This is a genomic window from Granulicatella sp. 572.rep1_STHE, assembly GCF_001073445.1.
GTDB lineage: Bacteria > Bacillota > Bacilli > Lactobacillales > Aerococcaceae > Granulicatella > Granulicatella adiacens.
In genome coordinates this window covers 73441-94186 of sequence record NZ_JVBO01000033.1, presented here as the reverse complement: position 1 = coordinate 94186, position 20746 = coordinate 73441, and the positions used below count along the sequence as shown (strand labels likewise).

Genomic DNA, 20746 nt, shown 5'->3' with positions numbered 1-20746 from the left:
GATGAGTTTAAAAGCCCTTGCTAGAGGGTAGTGTATCATAACTAAAGTGAATTTTCTATACTTTTTTTGTTTTTTTATAAAAAACTATTGTGCACCTACTCATTCCCAGTTACAATTAGAACCAAGCAACCCTTAAAGTTGCCCAGTCTAACTTTATGGAGGGATCATTTATGGTCAAATCAGTAGAAACTATCACAGAATTAATCGGGAACACTCCCCTTGTGAAACTAAACCGTTTAGTTTCAGACGATTCTGCAGATGTATATGTAAAAGTCGAGTCGTTTAACGCCGGTGGATCTGTCAAAGATCGTATCGCTTTAAACATCATCGAAACAGCTGAGAAAGATGGCTCGCTAAAACCTGGCGACACAATCATCGAAGCAACAAGTGGAAATACAGGTGTAGGACTTTCACTAGTCGGCGCTGCAAAAGGATACAAGGTCATTACAATTATGCCTGAATCCATGTCTATCGAACGCCGTCAATTAATGAAAGCATACGGTACAGAAGTCTTATTAACGCCTGCTGCGGATGGATTCGGCGCTGCCGTTGCGAAAGCTGAAGAACTCGCTGCACAACCTGGCTACTTCTGGGCACGTCAATTCGACAACGAAGCAAACCCAGCTATCCACTATCAAACAACTGGGCAAGAAATTATTAAAGCCTTCGACGGCAAAACACCAGATGCTTATATCAGTGGTATCGGTACTGGTGGTACAATCACAGGTGTTGGCCGTGCCTTAAAAGAAGTCAATAAAGACGTTGAAATTATCGGGGTTGAACCTGAAGAAGCGCCATTTATTTCTAAAGGCCAAAAAGGAAAACACCGCATCCAAGGAATTTCTGCTGGTTTTGAACCAAGCATTATCGACCGTGATGTGATCGACGGTTTTGAACTTGTGACAAGTGACGACGCCATCGAAACTGCGAAAAACTTAGCTGCTAAAGAAGGGATCCTTGCTGGTATTTCTTCTGGAGCTGCTGTAACTGCCGCTTTACGCGTGGCAAAACGCTTAGGAAAAGGCAAATCTGTTGTGGTTCTATTACCAGATACAGGTGAACGTTACCTTTCAACAGGCATTTTCGGTGAAGCGTAATTCATTTTAAAAACACGAACCTCAAAACTTCATTGCAATCTTTTAAATATCCTCATAGTGATGGCAGTAGTTGTATCGGGTTGAGCCAAGGTCTCAACCCTACCAAGCTTCAAACAGGCCGTAAAACGGTCTGTAATTCACATTGGTTACACTCACTACTGCTCTCACTATAGAATTCAAAAGATTTCCATTCAGTTTTTGAGGTTCTTTTTTGTGCAAAAATTCAGGTGAAAGGCTCACAGAATTCAGAGTGTATCATGCATGATACACTCTACTCTTTTTGTATCAATTTTGATACAACCCAACTTATTGAGTTGTAAAATTTTTGTTACGTAACATTATTGTTACACTCAAGGGAAAACAAAAACCACCTTGGAAAAATTTTTCCGAGGTGATTTCACTTTTTAAATACGATTAAGCTTCTTGTGTTTCAGCTTCTTTTTTGTTCCCGAATTTTTTAGCAATATAAGCTGTTAAGATTGGAGTTAAAATAGCTGTTACGATTACAGAAGCGGTAATTTGAGTCGTTGCGGTTGCTTCAATTCCTTTGAACGTTGCATCCACTGCTGAAAGTGCAGCTGGTGTAGCGATAGCGCTGGCTGCTGTACTTGAAATGGCAGCACCGGCAACCCCATTCCCACCTGTTAAGCGGTCTGCAGCGATGGAGGCAATACCCCCAACGAGTGTAGTAATCACCCCTAGTAAAATACCAGGTAGACCCCCTTCAAGGATTTGACCAAAGCTCATATTTGCCCCTAAACAGAAACCAACGACGATAATGATAGCCGTAATCCCATTTGAGAGTACTTTTTTCATGTAAGGGAAGGCATTTCCTAACGCAATCCCTAACACAAGTGGTAATACCGTTCCGACTAAGTTCCAAATCGAGATGTTTGCAAGGCCGGCACTACTTAATACGGCCATTGTTACCATTGGTCCAACACTTAAGGTTGTGATCCCAACGGCCCCAGCATCGATTTCGTCCCCATATACATCTACAATCCCCGCATACATGGCATTATTAGCTACAGAAATGGCACCAATAACGGCAACAGCGCTAAGTCCGAGGAAGTTGTCATTGAATACTTTTGCAACCAATAACCCTAAGACTACAGATACCGCAATTTTCGCTAAAATAATTGCTGCCCCACGTCCAACAGCTTTTGGTGTGTTTTTAAGAGAAATGGTCCCCCCGATAATGAAGAGGAATGCCCCAACAAGTGGTCCAGCACCTTTCACGATTGGAGTGGTAAATCCACCAATTTGTAATACTTGAGGGAAAAACGTATTTATCACACATCCAATAAACATTGGAATAATGATTGTATCCCCAGGAATTTTAATCTTTTTCATACTGTTCACAGTCCTTCTCTGATTTGGAATAAGAATCTAGCTAAAATCAGCCATCTAATGTGATACCGCCATCGCAGTCACCGATTTCCCCTGTTACAAAGCTTGCAAGGTCGCTTGCAAAGAAGAGAATCATTTGAGCGATTTCAACTGGTTCTGCACGACGTCCTAAAGGAATCATGCTGATAACTTTTTGGCTCTTTTCTTTATCTTCTGATAATACTGTTGTCATATCTGTATGAGTGAATGAAGGACATACAGCGTTACATGCGATATTGTATTTACCGCCTTCTTTAGCAACGGCTTTAGTTAAACCATTTAAACCAGCTTTAGAAGAAGCATAAGCAGCAGTTCCTAATAATCCACCACCTAGTTTAGCGGCAACGGAAGAAACGTTTACGATACGTCCACCCTTGTTTTCGATAAAGTGAGGGAAAATGGTACTAATCGTTGAGAAGCATCCTGAAAGATTGATACGGATTGTTCTTTCCCATTCATCGTATGTTAATTGATCGAATGGTTTTGCACTAATCACCCCAGCGCAGTTCACTAAAATATCGACTTTGTGTTCTGCTAAAATTTCATTCATGCTTTTTACGATAGATTCATGATTTCCTAAATCCATGTATTTGAAGCTTGTGTGTTCTGGTCCGAATTCTTCAACAGTTTTGTTTGCTGCAGCTTCATTAATATCTGCAATGACTACAAAACCGCCACCTTCAACGATACCGCGAACGATTTCTTTACCAATACCATTTGCCCCACCAGTGACAATGGCAACTTTTCCTGTGAAATCCATAAGATCACGTCCTTTGATTTGATATGTTCATCATATCACTAAATAATGAACATTCGACTCTTTTTATGGTTATCATTTGTTAACTTTTTAACTTGTTTGTGACCGAATTAATGTTCCTATTGCAGATCTAAAACCGCAGCATCAAAAGGTTTCTACACAACAAAATAGCCCACGAACAAATCGTAGACTGTTTTGCGTACCATAAAAAATATTTTATTTTTTTAAAATTGAATATAAACATTATAGGAGCAAACTTCTCTTAAATAATGGACTAAATCAATGACATTGTCCTGTAAATTACCAAGTGGAACTTTTTCTACTGGTTTACGGCCTTCATTGAAGAACGAAAATTGATATTTCGCGCCCCATTTTGATTTTTGACGAATTACGCATGCACTGACTGCTTTTTCTAAGTCTACTACCCTGAACTCCGTCCCAAAAGAAACCAAAATTCCATCTTTGACAAGTACCCCAAGTTGATTATCAAGATACTCCGCATCATCCAATAAACGTTTCATATCGTCTTGATAGTCAGGGAACAGCTCATCAAAACGAACATAGTGTTTTTTTATTTGACGAACGCGAACGATTTGCCACACCAATACAATGACAAAAATCACGATTACCACGATTAACATCACGATGTCGAAAAATCTATCTGCATTGTTCGTAATGGTTAAATAATGGGTTTTGTCCAATTTATCGAGAGTCGCCTGCACCGAAAGTGAGCTCAGTTTTAATTTTTCTTCAAATTTTCCCTTCATTTCTTGCGTAATATTTGTTTTGACGCTAGATCTCCCTTTTTTCTCTTTCTCATTAACTACACGGATATTCAAGTAGAAGTCAGATGTGGCGAGCGCGTTCGTTTTATCCGGAAGCGCCTGTTTAAACTCTAGAATTTGTTTGATTTCGGAAGTATCTGTTTTTAAGAACGATACTCCATAATTATGTTTCACTAAATAATATGTTTCATCGTCTATCTCTAGCGGACTTGGGTCAATATCTAACACTTTAATCGAACTAGACGATGAATCTTTTTCCATTTCATAAATGATTCCATGTTCGTATAATTCACGTCCACTCATAAAGCCAAACGAAACTACAATCCCCACCATTGCCACTATTAATCCTAACAGGACCGTGAGTATCCACATTCCCCATGTTCGTCTTATAATTCCTTTATGCATCCCGACCCCTCTTACTTTCTATTGAAATTTTTAACTTATCTTCTTCGAACCGCATATCCACTACTATTAAAACGATATCGATATTTTGGTTCTTTCTTTTTCATTCAAATATTCCACTAATTGGCGAACATCTTCTAGACGATTCTTTAATTGAATGGTTACTTTCTTATTCCCGCTAAATCCAAAATCGATGGCATAGGCAACACTGCTTTTTGCCAATTGGCGACGAACTTCAACATTTCGTACTTCCCGTAGCTTAATCACTCTAAAATCGTTATTATAGCAAACTAATTTGTGATCCTTCACCAGTACTTTTAGGATAGGATCGTGAAAATCTGCATCCATTGGTAAAGCCTTCATATTTAGTGCGTATCTCGGAAACTCTTTATCGAACATCTCGTAATGTTCCTTCAAAGACCGTACTCGTTTATATGCACCGTAAAAGTATGCCAACGCTATTAAAATGACAAAAAGCGTAACCGCCGTCTCCACTAAACGATTTGTAAAAGATGTCAGTGTTAAATAATGAAGGAAATCTAGTTCTAATGTGTTTCCTAGCGTTCCTTTCTGATATTGGGTCATAATTGCTTTTATCAATGCTGCCGGTATATGGACGGTAGTACTCCCTCTACGACCTTTCGTCACTGCTGGTGTTACACGAACATTTAAATAAATATTCTTATCTCTTAAAGGCTCCAATCCCTTCAAATTCTCTTTTTTCAAATCCATTAACTGCTGAATGTCATTGGCCTGCGCTTGAAGAGGTGTAACCCCTTTTTCATGCTTTACTAAATAATATTCGTTTCCATCGTAAGTGACGGCCTCTAAGTCTATATCCAACACACGAATCGCAACGGACGTTCCCGCATGATTCAAATGATAAATCTCCCCCGCCTTATAGAGCGCCTCTCCTCCCATGTATCCTTTAATGGTTCCAAACAGAAAGAAAATTCCTATCATTGCTAAGACAAGAGCTGTCCCCCAGAGGGAGAGCGTTCTTCTCACATATCCTTTATGCACTACTAACTCCACTTCCTTATGCTTGTTCCTATACAGAATGAATGATGATTATCTTTATGGATAGGAAACAAATGATTCAAAAATAAACTGTCCAGCCCATTATAAATCAAAAAAAGGTAAAAAACATCTGATAATATACTCTATCGCTATAATGAAAGAGGCTGCCCTCTAAGTTAACCCCCCGAGATGCAGCCTTCAAATCGTTCTATTCAGTTGTAGCGTTGTTTTGTTTAGAATTTTCCTCATTCCCAATCACTTTATCTAAGTACTGTTTTTTTATCGTTAAAGCTTTGCTGATTGCAAATGCAGAAGCGATTAAAAGAATGAAGGTTAACCAAATCCATGTGGTAAATTCAGCTGGGAAGCTCGAGCCAGCAAAAACAAGATAGATTGCCAACGCGACTATAAAAATATGAATAACCTGCCATCGACCAAAAGACTTCACTTCTTTATAATATCTGTCTTTTTCATCTTCAGTCAGTTCGATTTTTTGACTTTTAGTCGTATTTTCATCTAAGAGCAGGTAATCTGTCGTTACTTGAAAGATAGTACTTAACTCAATAATCTTCTCGATTTCTGGAAGAGCTTGACCGGATTCCCATTTAGAAATGCTTTGACGGGAAACTTTAATTTGTTCCGCTAGCGTTTCTTGTGACCATCCTTTTTCTTTTCTAAGGTTGTATATTTTTTCAGCGAGTTTCATCATTTCATCCTCCTTTATTCTAATCCTAACAATTATATCTCAACTTGAAAATACAGCCTCCTAACCTTTTTGTCAACTAGTGGTTGCCCTTCAGTTGCATTTTAAATCAGCAGAAAAATCAAGCAATCATACAGCCAGGTAAACAAAAAAGCTCTAAACACCCAAGCAGTGTTTAAAGCTTTAATCCTTATTTCTCGCGTTGAGATTTAATCTCATCAATTAAGCTTTGTAGTTCAGCTTCTTCGAAATGATATTTTTCTCCACAGAAATGACACACCACTTCTGCACCGTGATCTTCGTCAATGAGATGTTGTAAGTCATCTACTCCAATCGACATCAATCCTGCACTGAAACGTTCACGCGTACAGCCGCAATGGAACTTCACCGGCATCTCTTCTAACACACGAATATTCTCTTCTCCGAGTAGTCGATTTAAAATATCGCGCGGTTGTTCTTGTTGGTCAATCAATTTTGAAACCATTGGAATCTCGTTAATACGACGTTCGATTTCTGAAATTGTCGCTTCGCTAGCCCCTGGTAATAATTGAATCATAAAGCCACCTGCTGCACGAACCGTTTCATCTGGATTGACAAGAACCGATACTCCAACAGCTCCGTTAATTTGTTCTGAAACTGCTAAGTAATACGTAAAGTCCATTCCGAGTTCCCCGTCCACGATGGGCACTTGACCAGAGAACGGTTCTCTCATATTTAAGTCTTTGAGGACGGTAATCGTTCCATTTGTTCCAACAACCCCACGGACATCTAATTTTCCTTTGTCGTTTAACTCGAGGCTGACATGAGGATTCGTGATATAACCACGCATTTCCCCGCGGCCATTCGCATCGGCCATGATTTTCCCGCCAGGGCCATCACCATTCACTTGAACCGTGATGCGTTCGTCCCCTTTTAAACTGCTTGCTAATAATTGTGTTCCGATGATGGTACGTCCAAGCGCTGCTGTTGCAGAACTCCAAGTATCGTGTCTGCGTTGGGCTTGGGCGATAGCATCTGTTGCCACCATAGCAACGGCTTTAACCTCATCATTGAATGCTAATACTTTTAATAATGAATCTGCCATTTGTTTCTCCTTTTTTAAAAGAAAAGAGCTGTGACAACAGCCTCAGCTCTCTTTTTCTTTCTATTATTCTTCTTTGTTTTCATCCTCAAGTTCGCTTGGAGCTTCAGTTACATCTGCAACTTCCACTTCCTCGTCCTCTTCAGGAATCTCTTTACCTTCTGCTTGTTCTGCATCACGTTTTGCTAAGGCTTTTTTTGTTTCTTCAAAACTTGCCGCTTCTGATTCGCTTGGATATTCATCTTCCACGATTGTAGCTGGCATTTCACCTGTTTCAAAAAGTGATTTGATGGTACGTTCATCTAATGTTTCTAATTCTAGAAGTTTTTGAGCAATTAATTCTAATTGTTCTTTATGTTCTTCAAGAATTTGAAGAGCTTTTTCATGAGCTTCTTTCATAATACGACGTACTGCATTGTCGATTTCAAAGGCCACTTGATCTGAGTAAGCTTTTGTTTGACCATAGTCACGTCCGATAAATACTTGATGATTTCCTTCGTATTGAACCGTTCCTAATTCGTCCACCATTCCGTACTCTGTAATCATGCTACGAACGATAGCTGTTGCTTGTTCAAAGTCGTTACTTGCTCCTGTAGTCTTCACGCCAAAGATAAATTCTTCAGCAGCACGACCACCAAGAAGTCCAACTACTTGTTCGAATAATTCTTCTTTTGTCATTAAGAAACGATCTTCTTTTGGAAGCATAATCGCATACCCGCCAGCGCGTCCACGAGGGACAATCGTTACTTTATGAACCACACGTGCATCGCTTAAGACCATACCAACAATTGTATGACCTGCCTCGTGGTAAGCCACCATTTCGCGTTCTTTCTTACTGATAGCACGATCTTTCTTCGCTGGACCAGCAATTACACGATCATGTGCTTCATCCACGTCTAATGCGTCAATGGCTGTTTTATCACGACGAGCGGCTACTAAAGCTGCTTCGTTTAATAAGTTTTCAAGTTCAGCACCAGAGAATCCTGGAGTTTGTTGCGCAATTACTTTTAAGTCCACGTCTTTTGCAAGTTTCTTATTGCGTGCATGTACTTTCAGAATCGCTTCACGGCCTTTCACATCTGGACGACCTACTAAGATTTGACGGTCAAAACGTCCTGGACGAAGTAAGGCTGGGTCTAATACGTCTGAACGGTTTGTTGCGGCAATCACGATGATTCCCTCTGTTCCTTCGAACCCGTCCATTTCAACTAGTAATTGGTTTAATGTTTGTTCACGTTCGTCGTGTCCGCCACCCATTCCGGCACCACGTTGACGACCAACGGCATCGATTTCATCGATAAAGATAATTGCTGGAGCATTTTTCTTCGCGTTTTCGAATAAATCACGCACACGGCTTGCCCCAACCCCTACGAACATTTCTACGAATTCAGAACCTGAAATCGAGAAGAAAGGTACGTTTGCTTCACCGGCAACGGCTTTTGCAAGAAGGGTTTTCCCTGTTCCTGGAGGGCCCTCAAGAAGTACCCCGGCAGGAATACGAGCACCAAGCGCTGTAAATTTACGTGGGTCTTTTAAGAATTCCACTACTTCCACAAGCTCTTGTTTTTCTTCTTCAGCACCGGCTACATCAGAGAACCGTACTTTTACGTTTTGTTTCTTCTGATTGGTTGCACGGCTCTTACCAAAGTTCATCGGATTGTTACGTCCACCTTGGCCACCTTGACTCATAAACATGCTATAAAGCAAGAATCCTAAAATCCCCAGTGGAATAACCACTTGGATAAGAGCCGCAATCCATACTCCTGTAGAACTTTCTGGTAAAGATTCAACTTTTGTATTTTTTGCTTGAGCGGCTTCATTAATTTCTTTTACAGTAGAGTCATTTGGCAATACTGTTGTTTTGAATTGTGTACTCTTTGTAGAGCGATTATCAAAAATCGATAATCCATTTTGATTTTTAGCTTCCTCTGTAGTTTGTTCCTTAGGATCTGTATATTCCCCAGTAATCGTATAAACAGAGTTTGAATATTGCATTTTTAATTCTTTAATTTCGCCTTTTTTCAAACTTTGCATAAATTCTGTATAAGAAATATCTGCTACAGTGCCTTTCGAATTACCATTGAACATTCCTACAAAAATGACAATCGCTCCGAAAATAAGTATATATAGTAAACTTGATCTAAAAATTGATCGATTATTATTTGTATTCATTGGACCTCCTCATCTTCTTAAAAAAGAAGAACGATAGTATTCTTAACTACCGCTCCATCATAACATATTTGACTTTTATTGACGAATAGTTTAACTCATTCTTAATTTTCGTAGAATTCTGGTTTCAATACGCCGATGCAAGGGAGATTACGATAAAATTGTTTGAAGTCCAATCCATAACCTACAACAAATTTATTTGGAACTTCAATTCCAACATAATCTGCTTCGATGGCTTCTTCACGACGTTCTGGTTTATCTAATAAAGTCACTACTTTTACACTTGCCGCTTGACGGTGTTTTAATAATTCAACTACGTGTTTTAAAGTACGTCCAGTATCGATAATATCTTCTACGATAATCACATGGCGATCTTTAACGCTTTGACTTAGGTCTTTTAAAATACGAACCTCACCACTTGACTCAAATTCATTTCCATAACTAGATACATCCATGAAATCAATTTCTAAGTTACAGTCCATCGCACGAACTAAATCTGCCATAAAGAAAATAGCACCCTTAAGAATACAAATGACTAACGGATCTTTCCCACGGTAATCTTCCGCTAACGTAGCACCTAATTTCTTGATTGTTTCTTGTAATTGTTCTTCTGATACTAAAATTTCTGACATATCATCTTTTAACATGTGTGCACCTCGTTTTGTTTTCGTAAGATAAAATCATTTTACCAGTTTCCTCCTCAAAGGACAACGGATGAGCATAGCGATAACCTAAAATTGCACGAATTTTTTTTCCTGCATCCTCCACAACCCAAATTTGTTTTCGTTCTTCAAGAGGAATCTTCGAATTGATAAACCATCTGGAAATTTTTTGATGTTTCGTTCCTTCCGCATTCAGTGCAATTTTATCTCCGGCTTTTGCATGACGAATGGTTAGTGGAAAATCCTCTTTATTCACTGGAAAAGCAAATTCTGAAGACGTCTTTCCTGTTGTGAGCAAAATTTGCTCATCTTCATTTGGTCGAATTAATGTATCCTCTGGCTTGGAGAGTATGTACTCAATATTCGGAACAACTCTCGTTCTTCCTTTTTCAAATGAACATTCTTCATAACGCTTCTTAAACTTCCATCCATTTGACAAATCTAGAGTGAGCTGCGCTTTCTTCGAACCTATTTTTTCTAAGATTTGTTCCATCTGGGCAACTGAAATCGTTGTATCCATTTGGATGAGTACTTGTTGTAAGAGTAATCGTTGCATCTCTACAGGTTCTTTCAGGAATGCTTCGCGGTGGAATGCAACTTTTTTCTTTCCTTTTTGGAATAACAGCTCCTGTTTTTCCTCTAAAATTGGCATTAAGCAGGCCACGGCATCCGCAATCATCTGTGCACTCTTTTGGAAGTGACTTCCGGCATTTGGATTTTCCTCCTTTAGGAAAGGAACCACATGATGACGATATCTATTTCTTGTATAATTATCCGACTCATTCGATTCGTCTTCTAAATAAGGAACTTGATGTGTTCGGGCTTCTTTGTATAACTCTTTTTTATCCAGTGATAAGAACGGGCGTAAAATCGTCATCCCTTTCACCTGACGAATTTCCTTCATCCCAGACAATCCTTCCAATGTACTGCCTCTAGACCACTTCATTAAAATGGTTTCGAGTTGATCATCTTGGTGATGTGCTAATACTAAATAATGGGCTTGATGTTTCTTTAATACTTCCTCAAAAAATTCATAACGAAAATTTCTTAAGACACTTTCTGAAGCTTTTTCTTCCTTCGTTTCCTTCCAATTTTTTATTTCAAATGGAATTTGACGCGATTTACAAAAGCGACGGACTAATTGTTCTTCATCCATCGATTGTGCTCGAAGTCCATAATTGACATGCGCAACTACAATATGGTTTTTCGCATCGTCTTCAAACAAGAGAGCCATAGCATTCAATAAGACCATCGAATCGACTCCACCAGATACAGCGAGAACATATTTTTGATGAGTATACTCAGGTACTCTTTTTCTAAAAAAGCTAGCTAGTTGATGTTGCATAGGTCTCTCCTTTCTGTCAAAAAAATCTCCCCTAGCATGCACTAGAAGAGATTAGAATAGTCATTATGAACGGCGACCGCCACGGCCTCCACGTTTCCCTTCAGTGTTACGTTTCAATGAAGTTAAACGATCTTCAGAGTCTTTCAAGAAGGAACTCATTAATGAATCAAAATCAGTTGCTTTTGATTGCGAAGGAGATTTCTTTTCATATGGAGAAGCTGATTTCCCAGCAAAGCGATTTTTCTTGAAATCTTGTGAATCTTGATTACGTGGTGTGAAAGTTTTTTTGTTTTTAGATTTGTCTTCAGTATCTTCCTTTGGTTTATCAACGGCACGACGAATCGATAAACTAATTTTGCCATCGTCAGCAATTGTCATGACTTTCACTTTAACTTCGTCTCCAACTTTCAAAACTTCTTTGATATCTTGGATATACGAATCTGAAACCTCACTGATGTGAACAAGACCTGTCTTACGATCTCCTAAATCGACAAAAACTCCAAAATTTGTAATTCCAGTAACTTTCCCTGGGATTACGTTTCCTACTTCGATTGACATATAAAAAGCGTTCCTCCTTCATTTTTGTCCTTTTTATACACGCTCACGTATAAAAAGGGTTCATTGCCTTATCGGTTTTGTGTGGTTACTTTAACAACAGTTTCCCCTTGTTCCACTTCTTCTTTGACTTGTTGCGCTTTATTTTCAGCAGTGTCGTTAGGCGTACTAAAAATAATTTCACCATTTTTGCTTAAATAGTATTCACTACGCGCTAACTTCGCAATGTATTCATCGCTTTGAAGAAGTTCAACTTGCTGCGTTAAAGATTCTTTTTGTTTTTCAGCGAATTCTTTTTCAGCTTTTGCCTTTTCAATCTTTTGATCTAACTGATTCGCTTGTTGTAATTGATTCCCAATTCCGACAATCATCACTCCGGATATGGCAATTAATGCAATCACAATCAGCTTGGTCACTAGTGAATGGCTTTTCCAAACTGGCGAAGAAGTTTTTTGTTTTCTTTTTTGGTTGATAGAAACGATATTCGAATTTGTCGATTGATTTTGTTGCTTCACCTTAATTGTCTCCTTTTTAACTTATACACAATGAGTATAACAAGAATGAGCCTTATCGTCTATGATTACACTAAGAATTTTTTTATTTTTTTATGATTCTCCCTATTTTTTAAGGATGGCCTTTCCTTCTAAAATTTTTTAAAACGATTTCTTTAAAAATAAATACCGCGGAGAAGCTCTCTGCGGTATCAAAAAATTTAATTTACATCTTCAGTCCGTAATTTAACACGCTTAATTACGACTTGATTTTCCGTTTCACGAATGTAATTTTTTAAGTTTTCAATGACAATCTCTTCATCATTTTGGATACGAATTACCAGCTCATATTTTTCGTCGTCTAATTCTCTAGCTTCGACTTGGATAGATTGATAATCCCCAAAATGACAGTAATTATAAATAGACTGTACAATCGTTGGGTTTGGAATTTCACAATAAATATTTACTTGACGGCTTTTTCTTTGTAATAAAGGTTCATAAGCAAGTTTTTGTACGATGACGATAACTGCTGAACATACAGCTCCAAAGAACCAAAATCCTCCACCGATTGCAAGCCCAATTCCTGAAGTCGCCCAGATTCCAGAGGCAGTAGTTAGACCACTTACGCGTTTATCACGCATGAAAATGATTCCCCCGCCGATAAAGCTGATTCCGCTGACCACTTGCGCAGCTACACGTGCCGTATCAAAGTGTGGTGTATCCAAAAAAGCTTCTTTAGAAATAATCATCATTAAACAAGAAGTCAACGCCACAATCATGTGTGTTTTTACACCCGCTTGTTTATTTCTGGAGGTACGCTCATAACCAATTGCTAGTCCACATGCGCATGATATTAAAATAGCCAAAAAATGACGCAATTCCATCCATCCATTGAATGGTTGCAATATATTAATGGCATGTAAATCCACGGTTATTCCTCCTTTAATCATTTTAAAAAGTACTACATATCATACCCCTTTCTGCAATAGAAGTCAACAGAAAACGCATACATTTTTCGAACAAAAAACTAGGCTCCCTCAAACGAGAGAACCTAGTTTTAGATTCATTTTATAAATCTGTGTTTTCTTCTTTAATGAACTTTTCTTCTAAAATCGTAAACATTTCCTTAGCGTCTTCTTTTCTCGTTGAATCCATCAACGCTTCGACTTGTACTAAGACATGTTTGTTCCCGAATTGAATCGCGATTTTATCTCCGACTTTGACGTCTGTTGAAGATTTCGCCACTTTATCATTAATAAACACACGTCCCTTGTCAGCAACTTCTTTAGCCACAGTTCGGCGTTTGATTAATCGGGATACTTTTAAAAACTTATCGAGTCTCATCGTTCTCCTCTTTTCTACTAAATTTACGTAATAAAGTCTTTCCTTTTGGAATCAGTACCCATTCACGTTTGGTGAATAAATTCCATTTCATCGTACCTGCCAGGAAAATCACAACTCCTATAAAGGAAAAGACGATTGAAAAGACAAAGGCCATCGTTCTTGAATCTTGCAACCCTGCAAAATGCCATGCTCCGTATGATAATACCGAAACAATGACTGTCATGCCAAGCGCGATGCCTGCAAGTAGCTGCATAAAGTTCCCGTCACGTAAGACACTTGTCATAATGTCTTTTGCAAAAGCCATCATGACACCCATCATCACGCAAAGGCCCAAAGCTGTCGCCAGGCTCGCCCCAAGCGTTCCAAACATCGCTACGAATAAATAATTCGTACTCGCCTTCACTACGAGCCCTGCTGTCAGTGCCAGGAGCGTTTTTGGATATTGATGTTGACTTTGGAAAATGCCGTGCAGCGACATAATGACAGATGCAAAGAAAATACTTGTGATATAAACAAGCAGTACTGCCTGTCCATTCGCATCTCCAAAGAGTGCGGTATTTAACCATGGCAAGATCGCGATCATCCCCATCGTTGCGACTACCGAGAACGTCATCGTCATTCGAAGAAGCGACGCGGATAGTCTCTTAAATTCTAAGTCATGACCTTTTTTAAAGGCGCGCGATAACATCGGCATATAGCTGGATGAAAATCCAACTCCGACCACCATTCCTAATTGCACGAGCGGCTGACCACGGTCGTAAATCCCTTTAAGGTCTTTTGCCACTTCTGGAAGAATTCCTTTGTCTGTTAACACATTATACACAGAGAACGAATCCACCAATTGGAACAAGACTAAAATCGAACTAAGTAGGCAGATGGTTCCTCCTTCAAAGGCAAAGCGTTTAAAGAGATGCCCAAAAGTTGGAACTTCCATTTCTACAGGTGAAATCGTCAAACCGTCAAGCGGATCTTTCGTTTCTAGATATGCATAATACAGCATCACAAGAATCGCAAAGACTGCCGCAATCGTCGCACTCGACATCGCCCATGTCCCCATCGTGTAATAGTCTGAAATGGCGCTACCAAATAGACTCGCCACGAACAGAATTACCGCAACACGAACAACCTGTTCCACCACTTGCGAGATGGCGGTCGGCATCATCCGAAAGCTCCCTTGGAAATACCCTCTGGTGATGACTAGGAACGGCATCAAAAGAAACATCCAAGAGACGCTTTGAACGACTGGTAAGAGCTCAACATCTCCCATCCAATGAGCAATCATTCCCGCACCTACATAAAGGAAGGCAAAAATCCCCACTCCTATGAGGCTAGCAATCACGAATAGCTGCTTCAATAATTTCTTTAAATGTGTCGACTCCAAGTATTCCGCGACCACATTGGACACGAATACCGGGAATCCCGTCAATGCAAAGGTCATGCCGATTCCATAGATAGGATACACCTGCTGGTATACATAAAAACCAGTGTTTCCGACCATGTTTTGGAAAGGAACTCGGTACACCGCGCTTAAAATCTTAGCGATAAACGCAGCAATCGAGAGCGCAATCGCCCCTTGCATCATCCCTTTACTATTTATCTTCTTCATGTTTTTCCTCATCGCGGGCTAAAATTTCCCCGCATGTTTTTACAAACAGTTTAACTTGCTCAAGCCATAAGTCAACAGGTTTTTGCGTGATATTTAATAAAATCTGAAGACTTTCGCCCTTGTTGGCCACTTGCGCCGGTAATTTCACAGGACCAAGTGCCTCAAAGACAGGCACTCCTTGCAGGCGAGTGGCAGAAGGCGTGTCAATCGTAATCGTCACCGAATTGTCTTTACGTTTAATCGACACGACGTCAATCTCGTTAGCATAATGCTTAATCAATCCAACTTCTGCTAATGCGCTCACTTCATCTGGGAAGTCGCCGAAGCGGTCGATAAAGTCATCGAGCAACTCTTCATAAGCTTCCACGCTGTCAATCGAGCGAATACGTTTATACATCTCGATCTTTTGACGTTCGTCTTGAATGTAGCTAGACGGAATATACGCATCAATCTGTAAGTCGATTTCGACGGTTTCTTCGTCAGACTTCACTTCTTTTCCTTGTTTCTTCAACACGGCTTCGCTTAATAATTGAGAATATAAGTCGAATCCGACCGAATCGATAAATCCATGTTGTTGTTTCCCAAGTAAATTCCCTGCTCCACGAATCGATAAGTCACGCATGGCAATCTTGAACCCAGAGCCAAGTTCTGTAAAGTCGCGCATTGCTTGAAGACGCTTCTCGCTGACTTCGGTTAAGACTTTATCTGGTTGATACATAAGGTACGCATAGGCAATACGATTTGTACGACCGACACGACCGCGTAATTGATACAACTGCGAAAGTCCCATATAGTCTGCATTTTCAATAAAAAGCGTGTTTACGTTTGGAATATCGACCCCGGTTTCAATAATCGTGGTCGTCACTAACACATCGTATTCTCCTTCAATAAATTGGAAGAGAATATTTTCTAGCGTCGTCTCACTCATTTGACCATGAATCACACCAACACGACATCCTGGGACGAGCGCTCTAAGTTCGTCCGCCTTCTTCTCAATCGTTTCGACACGATTGTATAAATAGAAGACTTGTCCGCCACGAGCCATCTCGCGTTCGATTCCGTCTCGAATCGTCATTGGGTTTTGTTCCATCACAAAAGTTTGGACTGGATATCGGTTTGCTGGTGGCGTTTCGATGACGGATAAATCACGCACCCCAAGCATAGACATATGGAGTGTGCGTGGAATTGGCGTTGCTGTTAGCGTCAATACGTCCACTTGCGATTTTAATTGTTTCAAACGTTCCTTATGCTTCACTCCAAAGCGTTGTTCTTCGTCGACAATGAGGAGCCCTAAGTCGAGAAACTGCACGTCTTTTGAAAGAAGACGATGAGTCCCAATCACGATATCCACTGATCCTTTTCGAAGTTTTTCAATCGTTTCTTCTTGTTCTTTTTTACTACGGAAACGACTTAATAATCCGATGGTAAATGGATAATCCGAGAAGCGTTGTACAAAATTCTCGTAATGTTGCTCGGCAAGAATTGTGGTTGGTACTAAGACAGCCGCTTGTTTTCCATCCATGACCGCCTTGAAGACCGCACGCATGGCTACTTCCGTCTTCCCGTATCCAACGTCGCCGACAAGTAGACGGTCCATCGGTTTGTCCTTTTGCATATCTTCCTTAATTTCTGCCACACTTCTAAGTTGATCTTGCGTCTCCGTGTATGGGAAGGCTTGTTCGAATTCTTGTTGCTCGACTGTATCGCGGCTAAACGCATAACCTTTTTCGGCGTCGCGTTTAGCGTATAATTCGATGAGTTCATCGGCGATATCTTCAATCTTAGCCGTCACTTTACGTTTCGTCTTCGCCCATTCCGTACCGCCTAATTTATTGAGTTTTGGTACTTTGGCATCGGACGATACGTATTTTTGAACGAGCTTAATTTGAGAAACTGGAACAAATAAATTCCCGCCATCTTGATAGTGAATCGACATGTAGTCTTGGTGGATACCGCCTATTTCTAGCGTCTCCATTCCTTGGTACACACCGACCCCGTGATTCACATGAACCACGTAGTCTCCAACGGCTAGTTCGGTGTAGCTCTTCAAACGTTCCGCGTTCGAGATTTTTTGATTTCTCGGAGCACGTTTCGTCAATTTATTAAATAATTCGCGTTCCGTTAAGATAGCAAATTTATCTTCTGGTAGTTCAAACCCATTGTGCATCTTGCCGACCATGATTTGAAGTTGCCCTTCCAGTACAGTCCCGTTTGAAATCACACTCTTGATTTCAAAATCCGCAAAGGTTTGTTCTACTTTTTGTGCACGTTTGGCATCATCAACTAAAATGATGACTGTCGCACCTTGTTTCTTCCAGCGGTCTGCTTCGACTTTAACCATCGGCATTTGCGAGAAGAACTGTGTCATGGTACGTGTCGTAATCGGATGAATCGCATCGAGCGCGAGTCTTCCAAGCCCTTTTTGGAAAATGGCTAAATACGTTCTCTTAAGAGGACTCTCCTTTAATACTTTTCGTCCATCTTGAACAAGAGACAATCCAGACGCAATCGCACCTGTTTCGATATGGTGCGTCTTCCAATAGCCGGCCTCTTCTTCTAACGACTTACTCTTCTCGATAAAACGAGCATAGTCATCAATAATGAGGTACGCATCTTTAGAAACATAATCTAATAAACTAGTCTTTTCTGGATAAATACATTCCAAGAAGTACGTTAAGTTTGAAGGGATTTCTCCATTTTCTAATTGTGCATCGATGGCTTGTTGAATACTCGACACTTGATCCCTGCGCTCTGGGCTTTGGGAAGCCTTCACGTCCTTTTCATAGAGCGTGTGAATTTTCGCTTGCGCCTTCCAGACGGCTTCCTTTTGGAGTGGTAAGTCTGTGGCGGGTAAGATGCGCACTTCTTCAATCACATCCATCGAGCGTTGTGTCTCCGCGTTAAACGCACGAATCGAATCCACTTCTGTGTCAAAGAAATCAAGACGTAGTGGGTACTCTTGATCGAGTGGATAAATATCGACGATACTTCCACGAAGCGCAAATTCACCAGGAGTCGCGACCATATTTTCACGACGATATCCTAATTCCACTAATTGCTCTACAAAGGCATCCATCGATTCGATTTCAGACCCCATCGCAAGTTCAATAGAACTCTTTTTCCAGACATCCACTGGAACTAAGAGCTTTTGAATACCAGACAGTGGCACAATGACAATTCCTTTTTGTCCACGGCTTAGAAAATCAAGCGTGCGAATGCGTTGGCTCACCACATCTGGCGACACCACTGAGAAATCTGCGGCAAGTGACTCCTCTACTGGAAAGAGATGAACAATATCCTCATCATACCACTCCGACAATTCTTCATAAGTCTGTGTAGCTTGTAAGAGCGTTGGCGTCACAATCACTAATTGCTTATCTAATTTTTCAAATGCGCACGACTCGGCCAAGTGCTTCACCGATCCACTAAGCCCTAGCACAAGTTGACTCTCATGGAGACTAAGGGTATCAAACCACTCTTTAAATCCTTTCAGTTTACTGATCGTTTGGTGCAATAATTGCATAACTTTCTCCTTTTTCTAACGACAAAAAGAGACCGCGAAAAACTTCGCAGCATCTCTTCTTCTATATTTTAATTAAATTGATTCATGGTTTTAACAAAATCATCCGTATCAATCCACGAACGAATCGCATCGACACTCTTTTGCACTGCAAAAATAATGTCCTCTTCTTCCTCTTTTTCAAAACGATTGAGCACATGTCCTACAACAGTACGTCCCTCTTTAGGACGACCTACCCCAACCTTAATTCTGTTAAACTCACTTGTCCCGAGGCAGGAAATAATACTCTTCATCCCATTATGGCCACCAGCGCTACCTTTTTGACGAAGGCGAATTTTCCCGACTGGTAAATCCATATCATCATACACGACTAAAAGATCTTCAATTCCTATTTTAAAATAATTCATCAATGGTCGAATCGCTTCCCCTGATAAATTCATAAACGTCAACGGCTTCATGAAGATGACTTTTTCTCCGCCCATTTGCACCTGTGCAAATACTGCATCGAAAAGTGCTTTATCAAAATCAAACTTTTCTTGATAGGCCACTTCGTCCATTGTCATGAATCCGACATTATGTCTGGTCCCTTTATACTTTGCTCCAGGATTCCCTAGACCAACGACTAATTTCATACTTTCACCTATTCTTTTTTCTTCTATTTTGCTATTATACCATACCCCCACAACTTCCCGTTATTAATTCACTTTTTCACGAAATTGTGTTTTTTATGTATTATTTGTCATAATAAAGGCCTTATGAAAATCAATTTTCAGGAAATCGTGCTATACTTATTTATAGATATTCCATTACTAATTTTTTAGGAGGTATGAACATGGAAAAATCTCAAAAACATGGTAATAAAGTAATTTTAGTCGGTGACGGTGCCGTTGGTTCTAGTTACGCTTACGCTCTTGTATTACAGGGGATTGCGGAAGAACTTGGAATCATTGATATCAATTTCGAAAAAACAGAAGGCGATGCGTTAGACTTATCACATGCCTTAGCTTTCAATGCCCCTAAAAAGATTTACGCAGCGACATACGAAGACTGCCACGATGCAGATATTGTATGTATTACTGCTGGAGCAGCTCAAAAACCAGGTGAAACTCGCTTGGATTTAGTCTCTAAAAACTTAAAAATTTTGAAAAACATTGTAGATTCTATTATGGCTAGTGGATTTGATGGAATCTTCCTAATGGCTTCAAACCCTGTGGATATCTTAACTTATGCAACTTGGAAATTCTCTGGCCTTCCAAAAGAACGCGTTATCGGTTCTGGTACTTCTTTAGATAGTGCTCGTTTCCGTCAAACAATCGCTGAATTAGTGGGTGTTGACGCTCGTAATGTTCACGGATATATCATGGGTGAACACGGGGATACTGAATTCCCAGTTTGGTCTCATACAAACGTCGGTGGTTTACAAATCTATGAATGGGTTCGTCAAAATCCACATGTAGATGAAGAAAAATTAGTCGAAGTATTCTTCCAAGTGCGTGATGCAGCTTACGAAATTATCGCTAAAAAAGGTGCGACTTACTACGGTATCGGTGCTACTCTAGCACGTATTACAAAAGCCATCTTAAATAATGAACAAGCGATTTTCCCATTATCCGTATATCTTGAAGGTCAATATGGACAAGATGATATTTATATCGGAGCTCCAGCCGTTATCGGTCGTGAAGGGATTCGTCAAATCATCGAAATCCCTCTAGCAGATTCTGAACAAGAGAAAATGAACTTATCTGCAAGAACATTGAAATCCATCCTAAACGATGCTTTTGAAAAACTAGAAGCAGAAAATAACTAATCAAAAAGAAAAC

At 40.0% G+C, this 20746-nt stretch carries 18 protein-coding genes; 2 read left to right on the top strand and 16 right to left on the bottom strand.

Translation table 11 applies throughout. From position 1 onward, the window contains the following. The first annotated feature begins 170 nt into the window (after positions 1–170). The gene (gene cysK / locus ADH99_RS08075) at positions 171–1097 is read left to right on the top strand and encodes a cysteine synthase A (RefSeq protein ID WP_049554832.1); all 927 of its coding nucleotides are present in this window, start codon (positions 171–173) and stop codon (positions 1095–1097) included. A gap of 414 nt (positions 1098–1511) precedes the next feature. On the opposite strand, the gene ADH99_RS08070 is transcribed toward cysK, so the two are convergent. The 16 genes from ADH99_RS08070 to pth all read right to left on the bottom strand — a co-directional run bounded on the left by ADH99_RS08070 (position 1512) and on the right by pth (position 19558). Further along, positions 1512–2450, bottom strand: a complete 939-nt coding sequence (locus tag ADH99_RS08070) for a 2-keto-3-deoxygluconate permease (protein ID WP_049554833.1) — start codon at positions 2448–2450, stop codon at positions 1512–1514. A gap of 46 nt (positions 2451–2496) precedes the next feature. Then, entirely contained in the window at positions 2497–3246 is a 750-nt protein-coding gene (locus tag ADH99_RS08065; RefSeq protein ID WP_049554834.1) for an SDR family NAD(P)-dependent oxidoreductase, read from the bottom strand. Between the two features lie 221 nt (positions 3247–3467). Then, entirely contained in the window at positions 3468–4433 is a 966-nt protein-coding gene (locus ADH99_RS08060; protein ID WP_049554835.1) for a hypothetical protein, read from the bottom strand. Positions 4434–4499: 66 nt separating this feature from the next. Then, on the bottom strand, positions 4500–5453 hold the full coding sequence (locus tag ADH99_RS08055; protein WP_049554836.1) for a hypothetical protein: 954 nt from the start codon (positions 5451–5453) through the stop codon (positions 4500–4502). Positions 5454–5658: 205 nt separating this feature from the next. After that, entirely contained in the window at positions 5659–6156 is a 498-nt protein-coding gene (locus ADH99_RS08050) for a helix-turn-helix domain-containing protein (protein WP_049554908.1), read from the bottom strand. A gap of 187 nt (positions 6157–6343) precedes the next feature. Further along, positions 6344–7237 carry an Hsp33 family molecular chaperone HslO gene (hslO, locus tag ADH99_RS08045; RefSeq protein ID WP_049554837.1) on the bottom strand — a complete coding sequence of 298 codons (894 nt, stop codon included), beginning with the start codon at positions 7235–7237 and terminating at the stop codon, positions 6344–6346. Between the two features lie 63 nt (positions 7238–7300). After that, positions 7301–9406, bottom strand: a complete 2106-nt coding sequence (ftsH, locus tag ADH99_RS08040; RefSeq protein WP_049554838.1) for an ATP-dependent zinc metalloprotease FtsH — start codon at positions 9404–9406, stop codon at positions 7301–7303. Positions 9407–9507: 101 nt separating this feature from the next. Then, entirely contained in the window at positions 9508–10050 is a 543-nt protein-coding gene (gene hpt, locus ADH99_RS08035; protein WP_049554839.1) for a hypoxanthine phosphoribosyltransferase, read from the bottom strand. After that, entirely contained in the window at positions 10037–11410 is a 1374-nt protein-coding gene (gene tilS / locus ADH99_RS08030; RefSeq protein WP_049554840.1) for a tRNA lysidine(34) synthetase TilS, read from the bottom strand. The genes hpt and tilS overlap by 14 nt, the downstream gene beginning before the upstream one ends. A gap of 63 nt (positions 11411–11473) precedes the next feature. Further along, positions 11474–11968 (bottom strand): S1 domain-containing RNA-binding protein, encoded by a 495-nt coding sequence (locus tag ADH99_RS08025; RefSeq protein WP_049554841.1) that lies wholly within the window; start codon positions 11966–11968, stop codon positions 11474–11476. A 68-nt stretch (positions 11969–12036) separates the two neighbouring features. Next, positions 12037–12480, bottom strand: a complete 444-nt coding sequence (locus ADH99_RS08020) for an FtsB family cell division protein (RefSeq protein WP_005606125.1) — start codon at positions 12478–12480, stop codon at positions 12037–12039. Between the two features lie 197 nt (positions 12481–12677). Further along, a complete protein-coding gene (locus tag ADH99_RS08015; RefSeq protein ID WP_082160242.1) occupies positions 12678–13385 on the bottom strand; it encodes an MgtC/SapB family protein in 708 nt (235 codons plus the stop codon). Between the two features lie 139 nt (positions 13386–13524). Beyond that, the gene (locus ADH99_RS08010) at positions 13525–13800 is read right to left on the bottom strand and encodes an RNA-binding S4 domain-containing protein (protein WP_049554842.1); all 276 of its coding nucleotides are present in this window, start codon (positions 13798–13800) and stop codon (positions 13525–13527) included. Then, entirely contained in the window at positions 13787–15406 is a 1620-nt protein-coding gene (locus tag ADH99_RS08005; RefSeq protein WP_065427303.1) for a putative polysaccharide biosynthesis protein, read from the bottom strand. Before ADH99_RS08005 ends, ADH99_RS08010 begins: the two co-directional genes overlap by 14 nt. Further along, on the bottom strand, positions 15390–18929 hold the full coding sequence (gene mfd, locus ADH99_RS08000; RefSeq protein WP_049554844.1) for a transcription-repair coupling factor: 3540 nt from the start codon (positions 18927–18929) through the stop codon (positions 15390–15392). The genes ADH99_RS08005 and mfd overlap by 17 nt, the downstream gene beginning before the upstream one ends. A 68-nt stretch (positions 18930–18997) precedes the next feature. Then, entirely contained in the window at positions 18998–19558 is a 561-nt protein-coding gene (gene pth, locus ADH99_RS07995) for an aminoacyl-tRNA hydrolase (RefSeq protein ID WP_049554845.1), read from the bottom strand. A gap of 200 nt (positions 19559–19758) precedes the next feature. Here pth and ADH99_RS07990 point away from each other — a divergent pair, with 200 nt between their 5' ends. Next, entirely contained in the window at positions 19759–20733 is a 975-nt protein-coding gene (locus ADH99_RS07990) for an L-lactate dehydrogenase (RefSeq protein WP_049554846.1), read from the top strand. The last annotated feature ends 13 nt before the right edge of the window (positions 20734–20746 follow it).